Source organism: Sneathiella sp., from assembly GCF_002694385.1.
Lineage (GTDB): Bacteria > Pseudomonadota > Alphaproteobacteria > Sneathiellales > Sneathiellaceae > Sneathiella.
Genome location: NZ_NZMB01000004.1, coordinates 91,603 through 114,573 on the forward strand (window position 1 = coordinate 91,603; position 22,971 = coordinate 114,573).

The window sequence follows — 22,971 nt, forward strand, 5'->3', positions numbered from 1 at the left end:
TCCGCCCGGACAATGCCGGGCGGTATTGATGCAGGCGCGAATTTCTGCCTACTGCTTTTGCGCCTTTAATTTATCCTCTGTTCTGGTGTCAAAATCGCTGGCGTCATGACGTTCACGAAGCTGTTCATGCAATGATCCGGTTGCCCGGTTGACCATTCGGCCCCGCTGGACCGCGGGGCGGGCCGCGATTTCATCTGTCCAGCGATTGACATGTTTATAGGACGCGGCGTCAATGAATTCTGCCGCTTCATAGACTTGGTTTTTGACGAGCGCGCCATACCATGGCCAGATGGCCATATCGGCAATGGTGTATTCATCGCCGCTGATGAATTTGTTATGGGCAAGCTGCCGATCTAATACGTCAAGCTGGCGTTTGATTTCCATCGTGAAACGGTTGATAGGATATTCGAACTTTTCCGGGGCATAGGCGTAGAAATGCCCGAAACCACCGCCGAGATAGGGGGCGGATCCCATCTGCCAGAACAGCCATGACAGACATTCCGCGCGGCTGGCCGTATCTTTCGGAAGAAAGGCGTCGAACTTTTCTGCCAGATACAGCAGGATGGAGCCGGATTCAAACACCCGGATTGGCGTGTCGCCGCTTCTATCCATCAGGGCGGGGATTTTTGAATTCGGGTTCACATCAACGAAACCGCTGCCGAACTGGTCGCCATTGCCGATATTGATGAACCAGGCGTCATATTCCGCGCCGGAGAAACCCTTGGCCAGCAACTCCTCCAGCATGACAGTTACTTTGACGCCGTTCGGGGTTGCGAGGGAATAAATCTGTAACGGATGTTTGCCGACGGGGAGCTCTTTCTCATGCGTGGGGCCGGCGATCGGACGNTTGATGCTGGCAAAGCGTCCCCCACTTTCCTTGTCCCATTGCCAGACTTTCGGGGGCACATAGGGTGTTTTCTCATTCATTTTCGAAACTCCGTTCGCACATCGTTTGCGTCATTGATGACTTCGTTATTTCTGCGCCCGACGTAATACTGGACAAGTTTCCGGGAAAAATCTACGGACAGCTTTGATTTTTGAGAAATTAATTCGGAAAAATCAATCTCTGGGTGTGTGAAAACTGTTATGATCCCATTCGGACTTGCGGTGTGGCGGTAAGGACATATTCCTGCTGACGCCGGTTCAGGTGTTCCGTGAGCAATACAGCAAGATTCTGGACGATCGGCTCTTCCATGATCTCGACATGGCCGCCTGGAATGTCGCAGATTTCAAGGTCCCCCAGAATCAGATTTTGCCATTCGTCATGGACCGCCGGATCAAAGGAGACAGGGAGCTCTGTTCTGAACAGGACGGCATTTCCGTTATAAGGTTCAGGACGAAAGCTGCGTAGATTGAGGGCATTGATATCCTGGTTGCTGATCCCAAGGTCATGATTGCCTCTGTCGGCGCCAACTTTTCTCGTCTGCCGGGACAGAAGTATCAGTTTTGCCTTGCGCACTCCGCCTTTTGCAATATTACGAACCCTTGTCAGGATATAGCGACCCTTTTCCGATGCGGGCAATGCCTTCCATTTCCGGTAATGGGCATGAAGCCATTGTGTCGGGGAAACATGGCGCCGGGCGTTGGGAAGATAGGTATCGAGTAGCGCGAGAAACGCTGTTTCCTCCCCCTTTTCCGCGAGTTTGCGGGCAATGATATAGGCAATAAGCCCGCCGAAGGAATGACCGCCAAGATAATAGGGGCCGACAGGCTGGAACTCACGAATTTCCTGAAGATAGTAATCGGCCATTTCCTCCAGCGAGGAAAAGCGGGAATGGCCGCGTTCACTACGATACTGCTGGATTCCAAAAAACGGCTGATCTGCATCGAGATAGCGGGCAAACTTGCGGTAGCCGAGGACTTCCCCGCCAATCGGATGCACAAAAAATAACGGCGGNTTGGTGCCTTTTGGTTGTATGGGGACGATGCAGTCAGCCGCCTCTCCTTCTTCGATGAGCCGGGCCATTTCCCGTACCGTTCCCGCCTGAAAAAGGACGTCGCGCGGCAGCCGCCGCCCAAGTTCCTTTTCGATCTGCATGAACAGGTCTACCGCCTGCAGGGAGTCGCCGCCAAGGGCAAAAAAATTATCATCAAGACCGATATCGTCACGGCCGAGGATTTGTTGCCAGATCTTTTGAAGTAATNCGGTATTGGCGGGAAGGGCNCCCCGCGCCGCCGCGGGAGGGGTTTCAACTTTATTCTTGGTGGTCAGAAGACCTAACTGATCGGCCAGCTTATGTCGTTGCGCCTTGCCGGTTGCCCCTTTGGGGATTGCATCAACAATCAGGATGCGCGACGGAATTTTGTTCGGAACAAGCTGTGTCTTGAGGAAGTCTCTCAGGCTGTCTTCGGAAAGTGATTGTCCCGGCTCCGCAACGACGGCGAGGGCAAGATCATCGCCCAGGGTCGGGTGCGGCAGTGGAAAGCTCGCCGCCTCACGTACTATCTCATGGCGCAGGGCCGCCTGATCCACCTCTGTCGGGATGATCTTGACCCCGCCACGGTTGATCATTTCCTTGATCCGCCCCGTGATAAACAGAAACCCGTCCTCATCAAGATAGCCTTCATCGCCCGTATGATACCAGTTTTGTGAGAAAGCCTCACGATTGGCGGCGGGATTGTTCTCATATCCATCAAAGGCAGTTTGCCGCGTAACGGCAATCTCGCCTTTCTCAAGGGGAGGCAAAGGCTCGCCCTGGCTGTTGACAATAAAGACCCGACTGCGATCAGGCTGGCCGACACTGCCGTCTTTCCGCGGTGCGGGGGGTATACCCGTACAGGCCATGAAGCTTGTCTCGGCGGAACCATAAGCTTCCAGCACCGGCGTCTCGAAAATGCTTTCAAGTCGCCGGGCGATTTTCTGGTCCAGATGTCCCGTGCCGGTGCGCAGCATGCGTAAATGTGCCTTTGCGGCCGTGATTTCATTTACATATTCGGAGGCTTTTCGCTCGATGGAGTGAAAAACCGTATAACCTCCGGCAATCACCGTTGGCCGGAATGTTGCGAGAGAGCGGAACAGGGCATCCACATCATTATTTTTGATCGCGGAGAATGTCCCCCCGCTGTAAAGCGTTGCCATCATGCCTGCGGAAAATCCGCCGGTATGGAAAAGCGGCATGATGTTAAGAACGCGGTCAGTCGGCCTGTAATCCATCATCCGTGCCATGCTTCGGATACGGGGCAGCATCAGACGATGGGAAAGCGGGACCGTCTTGCCGTAGCTGGTCGTTCCCGATGTGGTAAAAATAACGAACATATCCTCTTCGCAGAGGCTTTCCGGTTGGATCGGGGGCAGGCCGGTCTGGCCGGACAACCGTATTTTTCCGGCAATTGCGGGATCGTCGTGCACAATATCAAGCACAGGAATCTGTAGTCGGACCGCCGCTTCCCGCGCGGCGGAGGGCAGGGCGCTTTCCAATGCGAGAGCCCTGATTTTTTTATCCTGAAAATGCAGGTAAAATTCGCCTGCGGACATTGCTGGACTGAAAGGCGCAACAGCCGCGAGCGAACTGATGCCGATGGCCGCTGCGGCCATTTCCGCCCCGCCAGAATGAACAAGGGCGACACGATCATTCCGGCCTATCCCATTCCCGGCAAGCATAAGGCGGCTTTCACGGAGTATTTCATACAGATCAAAGTAGCTGAGGTCAGATTGACCGGCGCCTGCAAGTGCGGCGGCGTCAGGGGTCTGTTCTGCCCAGTGAAGCAGAACTTTGTCGAATGTTTGATGCGAATTCATGCAATTCTATTTAATCAACAATACGGCTTTAATATGGAAAAAACATTGCAGTTTTACAAACGCGTGTCGAGAGAATGCGTCAGATGCAGGTATTTTCGGGCGATCTTAGATGGTTCTTGATCCCCATGTAAGGACATTCAGTCCAGCTCAATATTGGCAAGTGGAATTTCACTTCCCTGTATGCGATTGCTGATGATCCAACGGTTAAGCGGTGTTTTGGCGGCGCCGGAAGTGTAATATTTGAGGGTTGTGTAAAAGATATAATGTGTGTCCTCAATGGGCTCCGCTGTCGCGACCTGAAATTCATCCCACTCATAATAGTAAGTGGTTTGAGTCCCTGACAGCGTTACCTTGCCACCCGCCCCCACGTCGATCTTGTCAAATTCGGCCTCGCTGGTTTCCATCTTGCGATGCGTCTTTTCTGTATTGATGACAAGGCGTTTGATCTCACCGACATAGTCATAAGATTGCAGCGTTTTCATTGCAGTATCCTGCAACTTTGTATCTGTTGTCACTGCCTTTGGCATCCGGACCAGTTCGAGGGCTTTCAAACGGCTTTCTTCATAGCCTTTCGACACATTCTCGATACGGGAGAGGAGGGCAAGGCGTTCATCCAGCGTGTCATGCTTGAGGAGCCGTGAATATTCTGCGGCCTCGCTGACCAGCAGATGCTTTTTTGCAAGCTGCTGGCGGATGTCATCAGCGCGTCCGGCGCCGAGAAACTGTTGCGCTTGTGTCTCCGGATCGGCGGGATCAAAGCTTTCATAGAAGGAAAGACTGTCCGTTTCCGTTCTGACCGCGTTGCTAAGCTGTTCCGTAAATTCTTTAAGGCTGGCATCAATTTGGCTGACGGTATCGCGTAAATATCGCTCTATCCGGTCCACATCCTGCATATCATAAGGTGCCCCCTGTTCTACGGTGCCGGGATTATTGGGCAGGTACGCACGCTCCCTGATCTCGGGAAGGGGCTGATAAATGGCGATAGCCGCCTTGCGATTGGCGGCAAGGCTGCGCAGCCATGCTTCGAGTTGCCCCTTCTCAAACGGCTGCATGGGCGCTTGTGGAGCGCCGACCTGGCGCATCTGCCCTTCTGTTTCATTCAAGCGCGCCTGAACATCGCCAAGAGATGCCAGCTCTTTGGCGGCCAGATCCTTGCCGAAGGCGATCATATTTTCAAATGTAGCAAGGGAGCTCGCCGCCTTATCGACATCGGGATCGCCTTTAAATTCTGTAAATTTCGCGTAAGTATCGCGGAAACGAGTCAGGGCATTGTCAATTTTTTGGACATATTGAGGGTCTTGAAACGGTTTGGGTCCGTCCTTGTCTACGGTTGCTGTCGCACTTTTGATATCCCGGTCCAGCTTGTTCACCTGAACCCGTTGATGCGAAATCATCTGTTGGGCAGGAGCGCTGCCAGTTGTGGTTCCGGTTGCGGTTGTCTCAGCCGGGGGCATGGATGAAGGTGTCGCAGGGGCGGGCGGGGCCGTCTTTTGCGGCGGTGATGCGGTCGTGGTGGCTCCCGCCGGGTTGGCCAGATTGTTGAGATGGGCAACCAAGGCATTATATCGCGTATCCGCCGCCTGCCAGGCGGGCTGTGAATGGTCCGCAGCGCTGTCCAGTCGTTGCCGGGTCAGGGTGAGAAGCTTGAGCGTTCTGTTGATTGCGGCCTTGTTCACAGGTGCGGTGCCGGCAAACTGCTGTTCATATTTCTGGATATCAACAAGCGCGCCTTCAATGATCCTGTCATCAGCGGCGCTGGCCGATGTCGGTCCGGCCATGAGGGCGAGAGATAAATAAAGAATTGCAGTGAGTTTTTTCATAGCACCGACCCCCGACTTGACTGACGCTATCCATTGCCGCGCAGGCATCCTGACTGCCTGTTGCAATGAAAATACCATTTTATTCTTAATTAGACGATGTTTTAGGGTGAGCCCGGAAATGCCGTGACGGTTTATTCCGAAAAGCGGGAGGCGTTTTTACAAACGCCTCCCGCCACTATTAATGCCCCTTGTAACGTTTGATCTCGCCAGAGGCGAGGCGTTCGCTGTAAGAATGAAATTCCTTTTTCACGACCTTCATCAGGAAGTAAAGAGCGAAGATGTTGACAACTGCCATGGCGAAAATGGCCGCATCGGAGAAGTCGATAACCGGTCCGAGGCTGGCAGCCGCGCCGATAACAACAAAAACGCAGAAAATCAGCTTGAAGATCAGTTCTGACGTCTTCCCCTCACCAAACAGATATGTCCAGCTTTTCAGCCCATAATAAGACCAGGAAATCATTGTCGAGAAGGCAAACAGCACCACGGCAATCGCCAGGACATAAGGGAACCAACTGACGGCGGAGCCAAAGGCGGCAGATGTCAGGCCCACGCCGGAGACGCCGCCAACTGTCGCAATGGCGGAACCATCCAGCAGATAATTCCCCGTTACCGGATCAATTATGAGCTGCCCCGTGATGATAATGACAAGGGCGGTCATCGTACAGATAACAACTGTGTCGATGAACGGTTCAAGCAACGAGACAAATCCCTCGGTGATCGGTTCTTTTGTCCGTACTGCCGAATGGGCAATGGCGGCGGAACCAACACCTGCCTCGTTCGAGAAGGCGGCGCGCTTGAAACCCTGGATCAGTGCGCCCACCATGCCGCCGGCAACGCCGAGACCGGTGAAGGCCCCTTCGAAAATCTGACCGAAGGCCCATCCGATCTTGTCATAATTGACGAGAAGGATAATGATTGCCGCGCCGACATAAAGAATGCCCATGAAGGGAACGACCTTCTCTGTCACTTTCGCGATGGATTTGAGGCCGCCGACAATCACGGCAAAGACAATTGCGGCAAAGGCGAGGCCGGTAATCCAGCCCGGATAATCCCCGACAATCCCGGCAATCTGCGCATGGGCCTGATTGGCTTGAAACATATTTCCGCCGCCAAGCGCGCCAAGGATACAGAAAATGGCGAACAGAACGGCAAGAAATTTGCCTCCCGGAATGCCAAGCTCTTTAAAGCCCTTGGAGATGTAATACATCGGGCCGCCGGAAACGGTGCCGTCAGCATATTCGTTGCGGTATTTGACGCCAAGCGTACATTCCGTGAATTTCGACGCCATGCCGAGCAGTCCGGCGAGGATCATCCAGAATGTGGCGCCGGGCCCGCCAATGCCGATGGCCACCGCCACCCCCGCAATATTGCCAAGGCCGACAGTTCCNGACAGGGCTGTNGCNAGCGCCTGAAAGTGNCTGACTTCACCGGCATCATTGGGATCCGAATAATCGCCTTTCACGAGGCGAATTGCATGNGCAAAGAAGCGGAATTGGACAAGGCCGAAGTAGATGGTGAAAATACTGGCCGCGATCACCAGCCACATNACGATCCAGGGAAAGCTGGTNCCCGGNATGGGCGCAAAAATGAAATTGACNAAAGGCCCGGTNATTGTNGCGAACATGCTGTTNACTTGCTGGTCNATGGTCATTGCTTCCTGTGCAAATGCCGACCTGGCGGTAATGANGGCTGCGAATGNGATAAGCAGCGCNGNATAGAATTTTTTCATAACGACTCCCCCCTTAGCCGATGACGGTTACTGGCACAGATGCATTCATCACCAGNTTNGACGTTGAACTGCCAAAGAAACGGGANCGTATCCGGCTGCTGGATGTCCGGCCGACAATGATCTGCTCCGCCTTTTCCTCTTTCGCAATATCGTTGAGNATATCGGCAACNTCGCCGTGACGGACGATGCCCCGNGCNGCAANCCCCGCAGCCTTAAGANTTGCTACNGCCGGATCAACAACCCGTTCCATNGCNGTGGAAATNTCTTCCTCCCGCCGTTTGTGGCGGACAGCATTTTCNTCTGCCGTCTGGAATGAATAGGGAGACCATTCAACAACATATACGAGCAGAAGCTCGCAGTCCTTTATCAGNTTCGCCATNCGCTTGCCATATTCCANGACGCGATCCCCCGACTCATGGCCNTCCAGGCCAATTACCAGTNAAGTTGTCATTTTTACTTACCCTCCTCTTAAGTACCGNTTGAGCACTTTCGTTAGCAGGCCATTGAAAGTACGTTAATATTTGGAGGANTTGATCCTGAAANCGGAAANCAGGAATGTAGATTTTNATGTCCCCCTGAANTCATANTAATGCATAAAACTATATTATGGGAACTGTATTGTTNTCTTGATNAAAANCTATTTTGATTCAATTGATTNGNGCGGGNAAAAANTTNATGCGNCGNCANNGNGATGTAATGTATGGTGGAATTCAAACAACAAGAAAGGGGNGTGTCATGACCTATGNACATATNGNNTGNGATACAGAAAACGGAGTGGCCGTTATNACCNTGAACCGGCCGGACAAGNTGAATGCCTGGACGCGGGTGATGGANCGTGAGGTGCGCAGNGCNATGGAAACGGCGGAAAAGGATGCGGCGGTCCGGGTNATCGTGCTGACCGGAGCGGGGCGGGGNTTCTGTGCCGGGGCNGATATGGATNTGTTAAGCGGNATTGAAAGTGGCGCGGANAAACGCGAAGGCCCTGTCACTGGNACAGCGGCTTATAANGCCGCCATTCGTCCCGANTTTCAGACNCAATANTCCTATTTNCCCGCTCTCAGCAAACCGGTTATNGGNGCNATTAATGGGCCTGCNGCNGGCCTTGGGATGGTGATCGCCCTTTATTGCGATTTGCGGTTTGCCAGNANTGANGCAATTTTCATGACGGCNTTTGCCAAGCGAGGCCTGATTGCNGAGCACGGAATTTCCTGGATGCTGCCGCGCCTGATCGGGCANGCNGCGGCNCTNGATCTGNTGCTGTCCTCCCGGCGTNTNGGGGCGGAGGAGGCGCTGGCGCTCGGGCTTGTCAATCAGNTTTATGAAGCGAGTGCGCTCATGCCAGCGGTGATGGCTTATGCCACGGATCTNGCGCAGAATGTCTCGCCGCGTTCCATGGCGGTCATGAAGCGTCAGGTTTANGGGGCGATGTTCCAGACGNTGAACGAAGCCGTTGCGATCGGTAANGAAGAAATGATCAAAAGCTTTGCCAGCGAGGACTTCAAGGAAGGGGTNGCNCATTTNCTGGAGAANCGCCCCGCCCGTTTTACCGGCANATAAACAGAGCATCGCGGCAGAACAGNCNGGGGCGGAATNGAATNTTGATCCGTGNGCCGTCTATNCGGCGGNNTTTNTTCAGTCTTCGTATCTAAANCCGATTTTCAGTACGACCTGATAATGGATGACNTTGTCATCCTTGATATGGCCGCGGATCTCTTTGGTTTCGAACCAGTCAAGGTTCCGGATGGTCTGGGAGGCGCGCGTTACNGCCTTCTCGATAGCGTCCTCAATAGACACNCTCGAACTGCCAACCAGCTCTGTCACGGANTAGATATTGTCACTCATGTCATATTCTCCTTTCCCGGGGGGCTTGCNGNGTGGNNCACGCAGATAGGGCGGCGAGTTATTGTTGCGGTANTGNTGGATNGTCAGAATGGATTGTAAAAGCCGGTCTATCCTGTTNGCGGCCTCNATTTCTTGCGCCATNGATGGAGAGAGGGCTANAGCATGTCTGTGCGAATCNGCCGCGTCTTCCAGCAATTCCTGCACAGTGCGTTCATCCAGTACGGCATTATCCAACAATGCAAGAGCAAGACTTTCNAATATGCTCAATGCCGCTTTCCCGAATATGGCGTCTGATGTATTACTCAAGGCAACAATCTCGCTCCTCTTCATATGGANGNANAGNNTGGGGAAAAGGGCGGGCTTACGCATTTACATAGGTTATGCTTGATCACAATTTCGCCAATCCCATCTGTATGATGCTGACNGANAGACTTCTGATANTGATTTTTTAACCGGGACACATGCCGAATATGGGCGATACAATTTCGACGGATGCAGAGATTTTTATTGCGAAATTTTCGTCTTATGTTGACCTGTCCGAGGCAGAAATCAGGGTAATCGAAGAATTGACGCGCGACTGTATGGCCTTTGATGAAAATCAGGACATCATTCAGGAAAGCGAGAAGAACGCGAGTGCATATTTACTGCAATCGGGCTGGGCTATCCGCTATAAAATCGTTCCCAATGGCGGACGGCAGATTATTTCCTTTCTGTTGCCGGGCGATATTTTCGGGTTTCGTGAGAGCCTGTTTGACCTGTCCGATGATTCGGTTCAGGCATTGACTCCTGTCAGGGTGCATCGGATTCCCGCCGAAAAAATTGCCGATATCTGCGATAACTCTACCAATCTGTCGCTGGCGCTTACCTGGGCACGGGCACGGGAACAGGCAATCCTTATGGAGCATATTGTCCGGCTTGGACGGCGTAATGCCTATGAACGTCTCGGTCATCTGCTGCTGGAACTGCTGCATCGATTGCAGCTTGTTGATAAAGCGGGACGGAGCGATTACTTCCTGCCGCTAACGCAGGAAGTGCTGGCCGATACGCTTGGTCTCAGCATTGTGCATGTCAATCGGACATTGCGTAAGCTGCGCAATGACCGGATGATTGAACTGGATCCCCAGACCAGACGCTTAAAGATCATCGATCAGGAGGCGCTCAGCGAGCGGGCCGGTTATGACCAGACCTTTCTTGATCAGTCCGCCTTGACACAGGACTGTGTTAATGACGCTGTCGGTTAAGCGGCTGGCATTAAAATAATAAAAATTTTTTATTTATTATCAACTGGTTGCGCCATAAGTGAGTAAAAATCTACTCATATTAAACCATGTTAATGCCGTCAACGACCGGATTTGCACAATAGGCCCTGTCGAAACAACGCGCCGATTGTCCGGGTAATCCGTACCTGCCGCATGGCAGGCTAAGGAATACATCGTGCGATTGGCGAAGTCCGGCGGAACCGCAGGGTTAAGGACAATTCTGTCCGATGTCGTCCGCCACTATCCCACGGCTCCAGCTAATAGCGACGCCATTATGAAAGGAGCGCCACTATGGGAAAGAAAGAATTCGAAAACAAACTGCGGGCACAGCTCGACCAATGGGAAGCCGAAATCAATCGGCTTCGCGCAAAAGCAGATGTCGCCCAGGCCGAGGCACGGGTGAAGTATCACGAAGAAATTGAAGAGCTGCGTGTCCAGAAAAGAGAGGCTGAAGCCCGGCTTGATGAATTGAACAACGCCGGAGACGATGCCTGGGAAGACATGAAAGCTGGTATGGAATCGGCTTGGAAAAATCTGGGCGATGCGGTGAACAAAGCTGCAGCCCGTTTCAAATAAGCCCGTTTAACGTAAATAGTAAATAGGAGTATTTCATGAAAATACTAAAAGCAATGACAGTTGGAACCGTAGCCGCAACAATGGCTTTTGGCGCTCCCGTCGCCTTTGCGGCAAATACCTCCGCGACAACGAGTGAAAGCGATGTCTCCGTTGAGGATGTCCAGGCTAAAATCTCGGAGACATTCGATTCGATCTCCAACTATACGGTTGATCAACGCGATGAGGCTGTTGAAAGCATCAAGGAAACCCTCGCCGAGCTTGACCAGGAAATCGATGAGCTGGAAGCGGACGCCCGGGATCAATGGGCGGATATGTCCGAAGCCACGCGGGAGAAAACATCTGCGGCGCTCGTAGAGCTCAGAAAACAGCGTAACATGCTGGGCGAACAGTTTGGCGCCATGCAGCAGGGTGCAGACAGCACCTGGGATGACATGAAAGCCGGCCTGGCAGATGCATGGGCGGCAGTGAAGGAAGCCTGGCAGAATGTCATCGGTTCTGAAAAGGCAGAATAATCATCGAATGATGTCCTGAAAAAAACGGTGACTGGCGGCGGCATCCCTATGGGTTTGTTGCCGCCCGTCACACTTGATTGTGATCCATATGTCACGGCGGGCGGGAAAACAGTCTGTCGGAAAACAGGATAAAAAACACATGTGCGGAATTTGTGGAGAAATCACCTTCGATGGCTCTCCGGTCTCACTTTCGGCAATCAGCCGAATGATGCAGACGATGGCGCCGCGGGGTCCTGATGCAGCAGGCGCCTATCTGTTTGGCCAGACGGCACTCGGGCATCGCCGCCTCAAGATTATTGATCTGTCCGAGCGATCGCATCAGCCATTGGTCGATGTCGAACATGGGCTGTCCATTGCCTTTAACGGCTGTCTCTATAATTATCGCGATTTGCGGCGGGATCTGGAGAAAAAAGGATACAAATTCCATTCCGATGGCGATACCGAAGTAATCCTCAAATCTTACGCGCATTGGGGACTGGATTGCGTTTCACGCTTTCAGGGAATGTTCGCATTCGCCATTCAGGAGCGGGACAGCGGTCGCCTGATCCTCGCCCGTGACCGGCTTGGCATCAAGCCGCTGTATCTTGCGCCAGGGGCGAACGGCAAACGGCTGCGCTTCGCCTCCAGCCTGCCCGCCCTCCTCGCGGCGGGAGAGGTTGATACCACGATTGACCCGGCGGGCCTGCATCATTTCATGTCATTTCATGCGGTTGTGCCGCCGCCCTACACCATTCTTAAGGGGGTGCGCAAACTGCCGCCGGCGACCATACGAGTGATTGAACCGGATGGCACCGAAAAGGACAGGTGTTACTGGCAGCTTGATTTCGCCCGCACGGCGGAGGAGGAAAACCGGCCCGCCGAAGAATGGCAGGATGAGCTGTTAACCGCCCTTCGCCGCGCGGTGGATCGCCGTATGATCGCCGATGTGCCGGTTGGCGTGCTGCTGTCGGGCGGCGTTGACTCGAGCCTCATTGTCGGTCTGCTGGCGGAGGCCGGGCAAACGGGGCTGAAAACATTCTCCGTCGGCTTTGAGGCGGCCCATGGTGAAAAAGGCGATGAATTTCAATATTCCGACTTGATCGCACAGCATTTCGGCACGGACCATTACAAGACAATGGTGCCGTCCAGCCGGTTGCTGGGGGCGTTGCCGAAATGCTTCGCGGCCATGTCCGAACCTATGGTGAGCTATGACAATATAGGTTTCTACCTGCTGTCGGAAGAAGTTTCGAAGCAGGTAAAGGTGGTGCAGAGCGGGCAGGGGGCAGATGAGATATTTGCCGGTTATCACTGGTACCCGCCACTTGAAAAAACGAATGATCCGGTTGGCGACTATGCAAAAGTTTTCTTTGACCGGGATCACGAGGAATATGCGCGGGCGATTTCGGAAAATTATATAGGGCAGGATTACAGCCGTGATTTTGTTGCGGCTTATTTTGACCGAAACAGCAGCACCTACCCGGTTGAAAAAGCGCTCGATCTTGATACCAATGTGATGCTTGTCGATGATCCGGTAAAGCGGGTCGATAACATGACCATGGCCTGGGGGTTGGAGGCGCGGGTGCCGTTTCTTGATCACGAGCTGGTCGAGCTGGCGGCGAAGATACCGTCGCGGCACAAGCTGGCGAGCGGCGGCAAGGGCATCCTGAAGGATGTGGCACGCAGGATCATTCCCGAAGAAGTGATTGATCGGCCAAAAGGGTATTTTCCCGTCCCCGCCCTCAAATATGTCGATGGGGAATATCTAGAACTTGTCAGCGATACGTTGAATTCGACGGCGGCGCGAGAGCGTGGGTTGTTCCGATCAGAGTATGTCGAGGAACTGCTCGCCGATCCGACAATGCATATCACGCCACTCCGCGGCTCGAAACTCTGGCAACTCGCAACACTTGAGTTCTGGCTGCAAACCCACGGTGTATGAACAGGGACAGGCGATGACGGCAGCGAAAGAGACAGAGACGGACAAATCCATACGGGATTCCCAGGCGTCGCTCAAAAACTGGGGAGAGCCGCCGGACAGTCTTAAAGCGGATCGGATCGGCCGAAATATCGCCGCTGATTGCGGTTGGGGACGGCTTCTCTTCGGGCAGACATTCGATGATGGCGAGGCGCTTGCAAAAGCGCTGGCAGAAGAGGCGAAGAGTGAGCGTGACGTTGCGATGTATGTGCGGGAGCCGCATGTTGTCCTGTCCTATGCGCCGCAAATGCTGTTTCTTGATCCATCGCACACCTTCCGGCTTGATCTGAAGCGCCGTCGCATACAACCGGCAAATCCGCAGCAGTTCCTAATTCGCAAAGGGGTGTCCGGTGATGAAAAGGCCGTGAACCGTCTTTATCTTGGGCGCGCCATGGTGCCGGTCCGCGAGAATTATTTCAGCCCGGAGCAGATTGATCCGGCGGTGGAAGTGCTGATCGCAGAGGAGGTGACGGGCAACCGCGATGTCATTGGTGTCGTGATGTCGGTAGATCATGAAAAGGCGATGCAGGATCCCGACAACGGGTCAAGCCTGTGGGCGCTTGCGGTCGATCCCCAGGCGACCTACCCGGGGATAGGGGAAGCTCTGGTTCGGACACTGGCCGCCTCCCGGGCGTCCGCAGGGCGGAGTTTTATGGATCTTTCCGTCATGCATGATAACCATGAGGCGATTGCCCTTTACCGCAAGATCGGTTTTGAGCAGATCCCCGTCTATAGTATCAAGCGAAAAAACCCGATAAATGAAAAGTTGTATATTGGCCCGGCCGAAGATGCAAAGCTGAACATTTACGCACAGATTATTGTTGATGAAGCGCGGCGGCGCGGCATTCAGGTAGAAGTGGAAGATGCAGAGGCAGGTCTTTTCAGGCTGAGCCATGGCGGCCGTGCCATTGCATGCCGGGAATCCTTGAGTGATCTCACTTCCGCCGTCGCGCTCAGCCGCTGCGATGACAAACGTCTGACACACCGGTTGCTCGCACAGGCCGGTTTAAAATTGCCCGATCAGGTGACTGTGACGGATGATCGGCTGCGGGCCGACTTCTGTGCCCGGCATGATCGTATCGTGGTCAAACCGGCCCGCGGCGAACAGGGGCAGGGCGTTGCGGTGGATCTCCGTAGCGAAGAAGATGTCAAAGCGGCAATAAGGAATGCCGAAGCGATCTGCGATTCCGTTATTCTCGAAGAATATGTCGAGGGCCAGGATCTGCGGGTCATTGTGATGAATGACCAGGTTGTCGCGGCGGCGCTTCGCAAACCTCCGACAATCAAGGGGGATGGAGAGGCAACCGTTAAAGAGCTGATCGAAAAGCTGTCGCGACGGCGAGTGGCTGCAACGGATGGGGAAAGCAGCATCCCCATGGATGACGAGACGTTTCGCTGTGTCCAGACGGCCGGACATCAAATGTCCGACATTCTGCCTGAGGGCGCCCGCATAACCGTTCGCCGAACGGCTAATCTGCATACGGGCGGCACCATTCATGATGTGACGGATACCCTGCATGACGATTTACGCGATGCCGCCATTCGGGCAGCGCAAAAGCTGGAGATTCCCGTTGTCGGGATGGATTTTGTGGTTCAGTCCCCCGAACGCGCCGACTATGTGGTGATTGAGGCGAATGAGCGACCGGGGCTGGCCAATCATCATCCGCAGCCGACAGCGGAACGTTTTATTGATCTGTTGTTTCCGCAGACAGTGGAACTTAACCGAAAAAAAATCAGAGAGACGGAGTAAAATGAAGAACCGACAGTCAATCGACCATGAATTCCTCATAACGACCCTGAAGGAACTTTTAAACATCCCGAGTCCGACCGGCATGACGGATGAAATCGTCGGATATATCTGCCATCACCTGACGGCCTTCGGCATTCCTTTCGAGTTGACCCGCCGCGGTGCTGTCCGGGCTGATCTGAAGGGGGTGAAATCATCTCCGGATCGCGCCATTGTCTCGCATCTCGATACACTTGGCGCCATGGTCAAGGGATTTTATGAAAACGGGCGATTGCAGCTGGTTCCTATCGGATCCTGGTCGGCCCGTTTTGCAGAGGGGGCGCGGGTGACTGTTTATGCGGATGAGGGGCAGTTCCGCGGAACAATCCTGCCGCTTAAGGCGTCAGGGCATACCTATAACGATGAAATTGACACACAGCCGATCAACTGGACTAATCTGGAATTGCGTCTGGATGAAAAGGTTTCCTGTGTGGCGGATACTGTTGCCCTTGGCATTAATGTCGGGGATGCCATCGCGATCGACCCCATGCCGGAATTTACGGACAACGGTTTCATCTGTTCTCGGCATCTGGATGACAAGGCGGGGGTTGCCTCTGTCCTGGCCGCGGCAAAGTCAATTGTGGACGACGGGGCCCTGCTGCCGATTGACTGTCATCTTCTTTTCACCATATCCGAGGAAGTCGGCGTGGGCGCCTCCCATGTTCTGCATGGTGATGTGGCGGAGCTTGTTTCGATCGACAACGGGACGATCGCCCCGCAGCAATATACATCCGAATACGGGGTGACTGTTGCCATGCAGGATTCATCCGGCCCTTTCGACCGGCAGCTGACCCGCAGCCTGATCAATATGTGCGAAGATAACAGTATTACCTATAGCCGCGACGTTTTCCGCTATTATCGCAGTGATGCGGCCGCGGCGGTTGAGGCGGGGAATGACATTCGCACCGCGCTTCTCTGCTTTGCGCTGGATTCGTCTCATGGCTATGAACGGACGCATTTGGATTCCTTGACGTCGCTTTCCCGTCTGCTGGTTCAGTATATGAAAAGCAAGCCGCTCTTCCATCGGGATGAGGAACGGCTGGGATCGGTTGGTGATCTGCCGATTGTCAGTCCCGATGTTGCGTCCGGAAGTTAGGATGTCCGTTCGCGACACATATTATGCCGTTTGCGGCTTATGCGGCGGATAAAACAGGGCAAAAAGGATTTGCGATACGCCGGCAAAAAGGCCAAGCCCGACCCCCATTTGCAACGCAACGTCGTATGATCCCAGCTTGTCGAACAGCCATCCGCCGCCAAAGGCGCCGACAAAACTGCCGATTTGATGGCTGAAGAAGGCGAACCCCTGGATCATGGCCTGCCAGCGCAGACCGAACATTTCCACCACCGATCCGGCCACAAGCGGGGAAACTCCAAGCCAGAAGAAACCCATGACAGCGGCAAAAATGATGGTGGTGGTCGGCGTTGGCGGAAGGATGAAATAGACAGCCAGTACGAAGGATCGGGACATATAGATAATACCGAGCAGGGCCTGCTTTGACCATCTTTGACCGGCCCAGCCGAAAAACAGGCTGCCGATAATATTGAATCCGCCGATGATGCCAATGGCGGATGCGCCCAGCATCGGATCCAATCCGCACAACACAAGATAGGACGGTAGATGCGTTGTCAGAAAGATAAGCTGCATCCCGCAGACGAAATAGGCCGTTGCCATCATGACGAAGGGGGGATAGCGGAAAGCCGCGAGGGCGGCCGCTCCGGCAGACAGGGTATCGGTATTATCGGGCGACAGAGTGAGCGGAGCTTCCTTGTCGACTCGACCGGCTATCCAGGCGGCAGGCAGGATCAGGATGGCGATCACGATGAACCCGACAAAACCGGTTCGCCAGTCATAGGATGATTCGAGGAGCTGTCCGAGAGGAGCGATGAACATGGCGCCGATTGATCCAACGGCCGACATGATACCAAGCGCAGTGCTACGGATCGTGGCGGGCACAAGTCGTGCCGTCAGGGACATGGCCATGGCAAAGGAGGCGCAGGCCATGGCAATCCCGACACAAACACCGGCGCCGACAAGAACCGCGATGACGCCATTGGCGGTTGCCATGAGTATCATGCCAATCACATAGGAGAGAGCGCCGATCATCATGACGGGACGATATCCCCAACGATCAGCAAACATGCCGGCAATTGGCTGAAACAGGCCCCAGACAAGATTCTGCATGGCGATGGCCAGGGTGAAATCGGTAATGGTGACCGCGATGTCACGGGTCAGCGAGGGCATGAATAGGCCAAGGCTCTGCCGCATGCCGAAACTCAATGTGAGCATGAGCGCAGCACCGACAAGGATGGGGAAAACCGGTCTCAGGGCACGCATGTTGGACATGTTGTTCTTCTTGTTTTATTTAGAATATTATCGATGCCGTTTTTTTTGAAGGTCCGGCGGAACAATGCAATGGGAATTCTGGGTGGCATATTTCACATCTGCTCATTGTATAACTACTGCGGTGCGTTCTGTCTATTGGCATGAGCTGAAATTTTGAGGAGCTGTTGGTTGTTGCCTTTTCCAATTAGAATTATATGCTTCCCTCAAACATAGTTATCAATCTAGTTATTTAAGTTATACCAAAAAATACTTTAGGACACCATCTATGAGGGTCGCCATTGTTCAGTCAAACTATCTGCCGTGGAAGGGGTATTTTGATCTGATTGCTTCAGTTGATTGCTTTGTTCTTTATGATGATGCCCAATTCACGCGGCGGGATTGGCGCAACAGGAATATTATAAAAACCCCGCAGGGTCTGCAGTGGCTGACCGTGCCGGTCCTCTCCAAGAATAAATATTTCCAGAAAATCAATGATACACGAATTGAAAATGATGCCTTTGCCAAAAAACATTGGCGGAGCATAGAGGCAAACTACAACAAGGCGAGACATTTCCAGACAATGGCGGAGCTAATCCGGCCTTTTTTCGAGGGCCCGATTCCCGACTGTCTTTCGGATATAAATGCCGATCTGACGCATCGCATTTGTCGGTTTCTGGGTATAAATACGAAGATTCTCTCCTCTTCTGATTTTGATCTGGAGGAAGGGGTGAATGAACGATTGTTATGCATTTGCCGCCAGTTAAAGGCAGATGTATATGTTTCCGGCCCGCTTGCAAAAGACTATCTGGATGTCGAGTTATTCGGAAAGGACGGCGTGGCGGTGGAATGGTTCGACTATTCCGGCTATCCGGTTTATGAACAGCTTTGGGGTGATTTTGAGCATGGCGTCAGCGTGATTGATCTGATAGCAAATACAGGCGAAGACGCGCCGAAATTCATGAAGCAGGTTGCTAAATGAAACTTTCAATTGTTGCGACGCTTTACAAAAGTGCATCCTTTGTCGATGAGTTTTACGAGCGTTCCGTCAAAGCGGCGGAAAACCTGTTTGGCGATGATTTCGAGATTATACTCGTAAACGACGGCTCCCCTGATGACAGCCTGGCGCCGACGGTTGCATTGCATGAACAAGACCGGTGTGTCAAGGTGCTGGATCTGTCGCGCAATTTCGGCCACCATAAGGCCATGATGGCCGGGCTTTCCTATGCCTCGGGAGACTATATATTTTTGCTGGATTCTGATCTGGAGGAACAGCCGGAATGGCTTGCGTCCTTCTATCAAGAACTGACGGAGGCGGAGGGGGTTGAAACGGTTGATGTTGTTTTCGGCGTGCAGCAGAAGCGCAAGGGAAAATGGTTTGAAAGAGTGAGTGGCGCACTTTTTTCAAACTCTTCAGCTATCTGTCCGAAGCGAAAATTCCCGAAAATCTAGTGACGGCCCGACTTATGCGCCGCCGCTATCTCGACGCGCTGATGCTGCATCAGGAGCGGGAGTTTTTTATCGCCGGTTTATGGGCCATAACCGGTTTCAATCAACGATCAATTGAAGCTCACAAGCTTTCCCGCGGGGAGACAAATTATAGCTTTGGCAGAAAGATCTCCTTTTTTCTTCACCATATTCTTTGTTTCAGCACTGTTCCGCTGAAGCTGATGTGTTTCGTTGGTCTCATTATTGCCACGCTCTCGGCAATTGTTGCTATATGGGTTATTCTTCGTCATCTCTTTGGCAACCTGGCGGAGGGTTGGACGTCCATCGTCGTCGCCATATGTTTTTTTGGCGGGCTTAACCTGTTTGGTCTGGGCATTCTCGGTCTTTATCTCGGGAAGGTATTCTCTGAAGTGAAACAACGCCCCAATGCAATTTATCGGCAGGTTTATGACAGATCCTAATTCCAGAATACATAGCGATGTCGCTTCCTACTACAGTCAGAGACTGCAAGAGCATGGCGCGACGGCCAGGGGCGTTGACTGGAAGGATCATGAAGGGCAATTCCTGCGTTTTGCCGAGCTGTCCCGGATTGTGCTGGAAACATATCGGCCCGGGCAGGCTTTCTCCATAACTGATTTTGGTTGCGGTTATGGGGCGTTTCTGGAGTACATGCAGCAACGCTTTCCGGCGGAATGTGAATTTGAGTTTCTCGGGCTTGATCTTGCCGACAACATGGTTACCACACACAGCGCGGGAACGCTTTTTGGGGAACCGCGCGCACGGTTTCTGCAGGGGCATGAACCCGATATCATCACTGACTTTGCCGTCGCGAGCGGCATTTTCAACGTTTGTCTCGATACAAATCATGAGAAATGGCTGAACTATATCTTGGAAACACTGGACATTATGGCGCGCCATTCACGGCGTGGTTTTGCGTTTAACTGCCTGACGTCCTATTCCGATGAAGACCACAAGGCGGATCATCTTTATTACGCTGATCCCTGCTTTCTGTTTGATTATTGCAATAGAAAATTCTCGCGCAATGTGGCCCTGCTCCATGACTATAATCTGTATGAGTTCACGCTTCTGGTGAGGCTGTCATGACGAACAAGCTGACTATTTTTTGGTAACAGCCAGATTGCCGAACTGGCGCAGTTTTATTTTGATCGTCATACGGATTATGAGGTGGCCACTTTTTGTGTCGAAACGGCCTATTAAGGAAGAGAGTTTCTGCGGCCTTCCTATCGTCCCGTTTGAAGATGTTGAAACAGTTTATTCACCAGAAGGCTATTCTTTCTTTGTTGCTCCCAGCTATACCAAATTGAATATTTTGCGGCACGAAAGATTTGAGGCCGCCAAGGCAAAGGGATATAGGCTCGCGAGTTATATCAGTCCGCATGCAACCCCGTTGAATGATGGTCGGATTGGAGAAAACTGCTTCATCCTAGAAGACAATACAATCCAACCGTTTGTGACAATTGGTGATAACGTCACCCTTTTGAGCAGCAATCATATCGGGCATCATTCGACGGTTGAAAACCATTGTTTTATCTCTTCCCAAGGGGTCGTTTCCGGCGGGGTAAGGGTAGAGGAGCAATGCTTCCTCGGGGTCAACTCAACATTAAGAGATGGCATCACAATCGGCGCGCGAAGTGTTATTGGCGCGGGGGCCGTCATTCTTGGGAATGTGGATCCGGAAGGCGTCTATATAACGAAGAGAACGGAGAGATCCCGTCTTCCGAGCAGTAAACTGCGGGGTATATACAAGGTGCCCGGCCATCATTGGATTAAAACCGGGCTGATTTTTACGCCTTGAGGAGGCCATCCGCAGCTCAGGAGTCATGTGGCAAATCCGTTACCTGTCCTCTCGTCGGGCAATCTATACCGTATTTTTTATATCGGCAGGGATGAGCATAACCGCTCCTCCGTTGGTGCCTTCGATTATGATATCGAACGAAAAATTGTCGTCGTCGATCATCAGGAGCCGTTTTTCTGCGCCGGACCGAAAAGCAGTTTCTATGAAGACGGCGTCAGTATCTGCAATTGTTATCAAGCGGTCGGTGTGACCTATATGCTGTTCATGGGCTGGCAGAATCTACCGAATGCCCATTGGCGAGGGGATATTGGTCGATTGCGAGTGCATGGTGATCTGACTTTGTCTCTTGATCAGGATAAGCCTTTTATCACTGCAGAGGAATTTAACAGCATCAGCCTGTCGTGCCCCTGGGTGCAGCGAGTGGAGGGCGGCGGTTTTGAAATGTAGTATGGCGCAACGGACAGTTGGGATGCGGGAAATGGCGAAATGCTGCATGTTCTCCGTCGAGCCATATCCGCCGATGGACATAAATGGTAACGGACAGAGGATGTAATTCCTTATAAGCTTGGCGTTGCCCAGGCCTTTTCCCGTCCAACTCTCTTCAAAAACCAGAATGGTTCCGAAGATATGTGGTTTTCATACCGCACCGGTGACGGGACGCCCTACCGCATCGGGCATAGCCGAAAGATGGAGAATGGCTGGTCCATGCCGCCTGGAAATCCACGGATAGACGTTTCCGCTTCGGGTTGGGATAGCGAAATAGTCGAGTATCCTTTTGTCTTCGGGCATATTGACAAGACCTTCATGCTTTATAACGGAAACAGCTATGGCCGATCTGGGATTGGGCTGGCGGAATTGGCAATATGATTGCAGAATTCGGAGTGCTATGGGGCAAGGTCTGGCGGTTTATTGTCAGCGGCGTTCTCGGAAATGTCCTTGGTTATTGTTTATATCTTCTGTTGTTATACTGGTCAGCTCCTTATCCGCTCACCGTCAGTATCTGCTACGCGCTGGGTATGCTATGAATGTATTGTTTCATAAATACTGGATTTGGCAGGATGAGAGCCCAATACTCAAATCGGCAACTTTATATGTCCTGCATTGAGTGCTGATCTATTGTTGCCATATAGGATTTGTCCTCTATCGTGTTCAGATAATACAGGTCAAACCTGAATGGGCAGCGTTTATCCGATTTCTCTGTCTCATCTTTTTGCTGTTTGTTCTGATGGATAAGGTTGTTTACCCGGCATCGAGGAGAAGGGGATGAGATGGAAACTGCTATAATTGGCCCGGTGTTTAAGGATGAGGCACAAGCAGCTCGCCTGCGCGCGGAGGCGGCGTTTGGCGCCAGTGAAGTCTCCCCCTTTCTGGAGCAACTTGACGGGCAGGCAACGGCGCTTGAAATCGGTTGTGGAACGGGGTTATTACTTAGTGAGCTGGCGAAACGCTTCGACGCCATCTCCTTTACGGGAGTAGAACCGATCGGGCCCGGGTTTGCGCAATTTGCCGATAGCCTCGACGCCATCGAAAAAGCGCATGTGAACATCGCCTTTATCCGCAAGCGGATCGAAGATGTCAGCAGCAATCGGAAATTTGATTTGATATTTTCCATCAATGTATTCGAACATCTGGATGATTGGCGCCGAGCCATGGATATTTGCATCTCCATGCTGAAGCCTGGTGGGAAACTCGTTATCTTATGCCCGAATTACAATATTCCCTATGAATCTCATTTTGCTCTTCCTGTTGTGTTTGGGAAATCACTCACGCTGAAGATTTTCGCAGACACTATCCGCAAGATCGAAGAAAAGCTGGATGCCCGGGGCCTTTGGCAATCTCTAAATTTTATCAAAGCATCACAAGTAAAACGCTTTTGCGCGCAAAAAGGGTATGATTGTGATTTTGACCGGGCAATCATGGGTCGGATGCTTGACCGTCTTGAGGTGGATACGGAATTTCGCAAACGTCAGAGTGCGCTTGCCCGGAGCGCGGTTTTGGCAAACAGGTTAGGAGCGGGACGGTTGTTTGAGTATCTCCCGGAACGCTTCGGGGCCTATATGAAAATAGTTGTCAGATCAGCCGGTTAAGTTTTCACACCCAAGATTTCTGAAGATATATTGTTAATCAAAATATGCGTAAACTCTGTTTAGTTGACCCGGTATTTAGCTG

19 protein-coding genes and 2 pseudogenes are annotated in these 22,971 nt (G+C 52.5%); 14 read left to right on the forward strand and 7 right to left on the reverse strand.

What is annotated here, in order from left to right; genetic code table 11:
• Window positions 1-48 precede the first annotated feature (48 nt).
• The 5 genes from yghU to CMN55_RS16930 form a co-directional block, all read right to left on the reverse strand.
• The gene (yghU, locus tag CMN55_RS01190; protein WP_293947691.1) at window positions 49-927 is read right to left on the reverse strand and encodes a glutathione-dependent disulfide-bond oxidoreductase; all 879 of its coding nucleotides are present in this window, start codon (window positions 925-927) and stop codon (window positions 49-51) included.
• Window positions 928-1,084: 157 nt separating this feature from the next.
• Complete coding sequence (locus CMN55_RS01195) at window positions 1,085-3,739, reverse strand: non-ribosomal peptide synthetase (RefSeq protein ID WP_293947692.1); 2,655 nt, start codon at window positions 3,737-3,739, stop codon at window positions 1,085-1,087.
• 137 nt (window positions 3,740-3,876) lie between these two features.
• Window positions 3,877-5,559 carry a hypothetical protein gene (locus tag CMN55_RS01200; protein ID WP_293947693.1) on the reverse strand — a complete coding sequence of 561 codons (1,683 nt, stop codon included), beginning with the start codon at window positions 5,557-5,559 and terminating at the stop codon, window positions 3,877-3,879.
• Between the two features lie 178 nt (window positions 5,560-5,737).
• Window positions 5,738-7,288, reverse strand: coding sequence for an alanine/glycine:cation symporter family protein (locus CMN55_RS01205; RefSeq protein WP_459253630.1), 1,551 nt, complete (start codon window positions 7,286-7,288; stop codon window positions 5,738-5,740).
• A gap of 13 nt (window positions 7,289-7,301) precedes the next feature.
• Window positions 7,302-7,739 carry a universal stress protein gene (locus CMN55_RS16930; protein WP_366931929.1) on the reverse strand — a complete coding sequence of 146 codons (438 nt, stop codon included), beginning with the start codon at window positions 7,737-7,739 and terminating at the stop codon, window positions 7,302-7,304.
• A gap of 284 nt (window positions 7,740-8,023) precedes the next feature.
• Between CMN55_RS16930 and CMN55_RS16935 the strand changes: the two are divergent.
• Window positions 8,024-8,845: pseudogene (locus CMN55_RS16935) on the forward strand (enoyl-CoA hydratase).
• Between the two features lie 75 nt (window positions 8,846-8,920).
• Here the strand turns inward: CMN55_RS16935 and CMN55_RS17420 are convergent.
• Complete coding sequence (locus CMN55_RS17420) at window positions 8,921-9,499, reverse strand: dodecin (protein WP_459253631.1); 579 nt, start codon at window positions 9,497-9,499, stop codon at window positions 8,921-8,923.
• Between the two features lie 101 nt (window positions 9,500-9,600).
• Between CMN55_RS17420 and CMN55_RS01215 the strand changes: the two genes are divergently transcribed.
• From CMN55_RS01215 to CMN55_RS01240, 6 genes are all read left to right on the forward strand, one after another.
• On the forward strand, window positions 9,601-10,371 hold the full coding sequence (locus CMN55_RS01215) for a Crp/Fnr family transcriptional regulator (protein ID WP_293947696.1): 771 nt from the start codon (window positions 9,601-9,603) through the stop codon (window positions 10,369-10,371).
• 309 nt (window positions 10,372-10,680) lie between these two features.
• Window positions 10,681-10,965 (forward strand): sll1863 family stress response protein, encoded by a 285-nt coding sequence (locus CMN55_RS01220; RefSeq protein WP_293947697.1) that lies wholly within the window; start codon window positions 10,681-10,683, stop codon window positions 10,963-10,965.
• A gap of 35 nt (window positions 10,966-11,000) precedes the next feature.
• On the forward strand, window positions 11,001-11,477 hold the full coding sequence (locus CMN55_RS01225; RefSeq protein ID WP_293947698.1) for a sll1863 family stress response protein: 477 nt from the start codon (window positions 11,001-11,003) through the stop codon (window positions 11,475-11,477).
• A gap of 139 nt (window positions 11,478-11,616) precedes the next feature.
• On the forward strand, window positions 11,617-13,395 hold the full coding sequence (locus tag CMN55_RS01230) for an N-acetylglutaminylglutamine amidotransferase (RefSeq protein WP_293947699.1): 1,779 nt from the start codon (window positions 11,617-11,619) through the stop codon (window positions 13,393-13,395).
• A gap of 13 nt (window positions 13,396-13,408) precedes the next feature.
• Window positions 13,409-15,181 (forward strand): N-acetylglutaminylglutamine synthetase, encoded by a 1,773-nt coding sequence (gene ngg / locus CMN55_RS01235; RefSeq protein ID WP_293947700.1) that lies wholly within the window; start codon window positions 13,409-13,411, stop codon window positions 15,179-15,181.
• Window position 15,182: 1 nt separating this feature from the next.
• Complete coding sequence (locus CMN55_RS01240; protein ID WP_293947701.1) at window positions 15,183-16,313, forward strand: osmoprotectant NAGGN system M42 family peptidase; 1,131 nt, start codon at window positions 15,183-15,185, stop codon at window positions 16,311-16,313.
• Between the two features lie 21 nt (window positions 16,314-16,334).
• On the opposite strand, the gene CMN55_RS01245 is transcribed toward CMN55_RS01240, so the two are convergent.
• A complete protein-coding gene (locus CMN55_RS01245) occupies window positions 16,335-17,561 on the reverse strand; it encodes an MFS transporter (protein ID WP_293947703.1) in 1,227 nt (408 codons plus the stop codon).
• 265 nt (window positions 17,562-17,826) lie between these two features.
• Between CMN55_RS01245 and CMN55_RS01250 the strand changes: the two genes are divergently transcribed.
• The 7 genes and pseudogenes from CMN55_RS01250 to CMN55_RS01280 all read left to right on the forward strand — a co-directional run bounded on the left by CMN55_RS01250 (window position 17,827) and on the right by CMN55_RS01280 (window position 22,889).
• Window positions 17,827-18,519 (forward strand): WbqC family protein, encoded by a 693-nt coding sequence (locus CMN55_RS01250; RefSeq protein ID WP_293947705.1) that lies wholly within the window; start codon window positions 17,827-17,829, stop codon window positions 18,517-18,519.
• Window positions 18,516-18,989 (forward strand): glycosyltransferase family 2 protein, encoded by a 474-nt coding sequence (locus CMN55_RS01255; RefSeq protein WP_293947707.1) that lies wholly within the window; start codon window positions 18,516-18,518, stop codon window positions 18,987-18,989. The genes CMN55_RS01250 and CMN55_RS01255 overlap by 4 nt, the downstream gene beginning before the upstream one ends.
• 14 nt (window positions 18,990-19,003) lie before the next feature.
• Window positions 19,004-19,447 carry a hypothetical protein gene (locus tag CMN55_RS01260; RefSeq protein ID WP_293947709.1) on the forward strand — a complete coding sequence of 148 codons (444 nt, stop codon included), beginning with the start codon at window positions 19,004-19,006 and terminating at the stop codon, window positions 19,445-19,447.
• Window positions 19,434-20,090 carry a class I SAM-dependent methyltransferase gene (locus CMN55_RS01265; protein ID WP_293947711.1) on the forward strand — a complete coding sequence of 219 codons (657 nt, stop codon included), beginning with the start codon at window positions 19,434-19,436 and terminating at the stop codon, window positions 20,088-20,090. Before CMN55_RS01260 ends, CMN55_RS01265 begins: the two co-directional genes overlap by 14 nt.
• 33 nt (window positions 20,091-20,123) lie before the next feature.
• Window positions 20,124-20,802, forward strand: a pseudogene (locus CMN55_RS01270) (acetyltransferase).
• A 27-nt stretch (window positions 20,803-20,829) separates the two neighbouring features.
• Window positions 20,830-21,249 (forward strand): hypothetical protein, encoded by a 420-nt coding sequence (locus CMN55_RS01275; RefSeq protein WP_293947715.1) that lies wholly within the window; start codon window positions 20,830-20,832, stop codon window positions 21,247-21,249.
• Between the two features lie 788 nt (window positions 21,250-22,037).
• Window positions 22,038-22,889, forward strand: a complete 852-nt coding sequence (locus tag CMN55_RS01280; protein ID WP_293947717.1) for a class I SAM-dependent methyltransferase — start codon at window positions 22,038-22,040, stop codon at window positions 22,887-22,889.
• Window positions 22,890-22,971: the final 82 nt, after the last annotated feature.

Bases quoted from the DNA above. Each gene is read 5' to 3' on its own strand.
- CMN55_RS01265 (WP_293947711.1), top strand. From the start codon at position 19,434: ATGACAGATCCTAATTCCAGAATACATAGCGATGTCGCTTCCTACTAC.
- CMN55_RS01220 (WP_293947697.1), top strand. From the start codon at position 10,681: ATGGGAAAGAAAGAATTCGAAAACAAACTGCGGGCACAGCTCGACCAA.
- CMN55_RS01215 (WP_293947696.1), top strand. From the start codon at position 9,601: ATGGGCGATACAATTTCGACGGATGCAGAGATTTTTATTGCGAAATTT.
- CMN55_RS01250 (WP_293947705.1), top strand. From the start codon at position 17,827: ATGAGGGTCGCCATTGTTCAGTCAAACTATCTGCCGTGGAAGGGGTAT.
- ngg (WP_293947700.1), top strand. From the start codon at position 13,409: ATGACGGCAGCGAAAGAGACAGAGACGGACAAATCCATACGGGATTCC.
- CMN55_RS01225 (WP_293947698.1), top strand. From the start codon at position 11,001: ATGAAAATACTAAAAGCAATGACAGTTGGAACCGTAGCCGCAACAATG.
- CMN55_RS01255 (WP_293947707.1), top strand. From the start codon at position 18,516: ATGAAACTTTCAATTGTTGCGACGCTTTACAAAAGTGCATCCTTTGTC.
- CMN55_RS01200 (WP_293947693.1), bottom strand. From the start codon at position 5,559: ATGAAAAAACTCACTGCAATTCTTTATTTATCTCTCGCCCTCATGGCC.
- CMN55_RS01240 (WP_293947701.1), top strand. From the start codon at position 15,183: ATGAAGAACCGACAGTCAATCGACCATGAATTCCTCATAACGACCCTG.
- CMN55_RS01230 (WP_293947699.1), top strand. From the start codon at position 11,617: ATGTGCGGAATTTGTGGAGAAATCACCTTCGATGGCTCTCCGGTCTCA.
- CMN55_RS01245 (WP_293947703.1), bottom strand. From the start codon at position 17,561: ATGTCCAACATGCGTGCCCTGAGACCGGTTTTCCCCATCCTTGTCGGT.
- CMN55_RS01260 (WP_293947709.1), top strand. From the start codon at position 19,004: ATGCGCCGCCGCTATCTCGACGCGCTGATGCTGCATCAGGAGCGGGAG.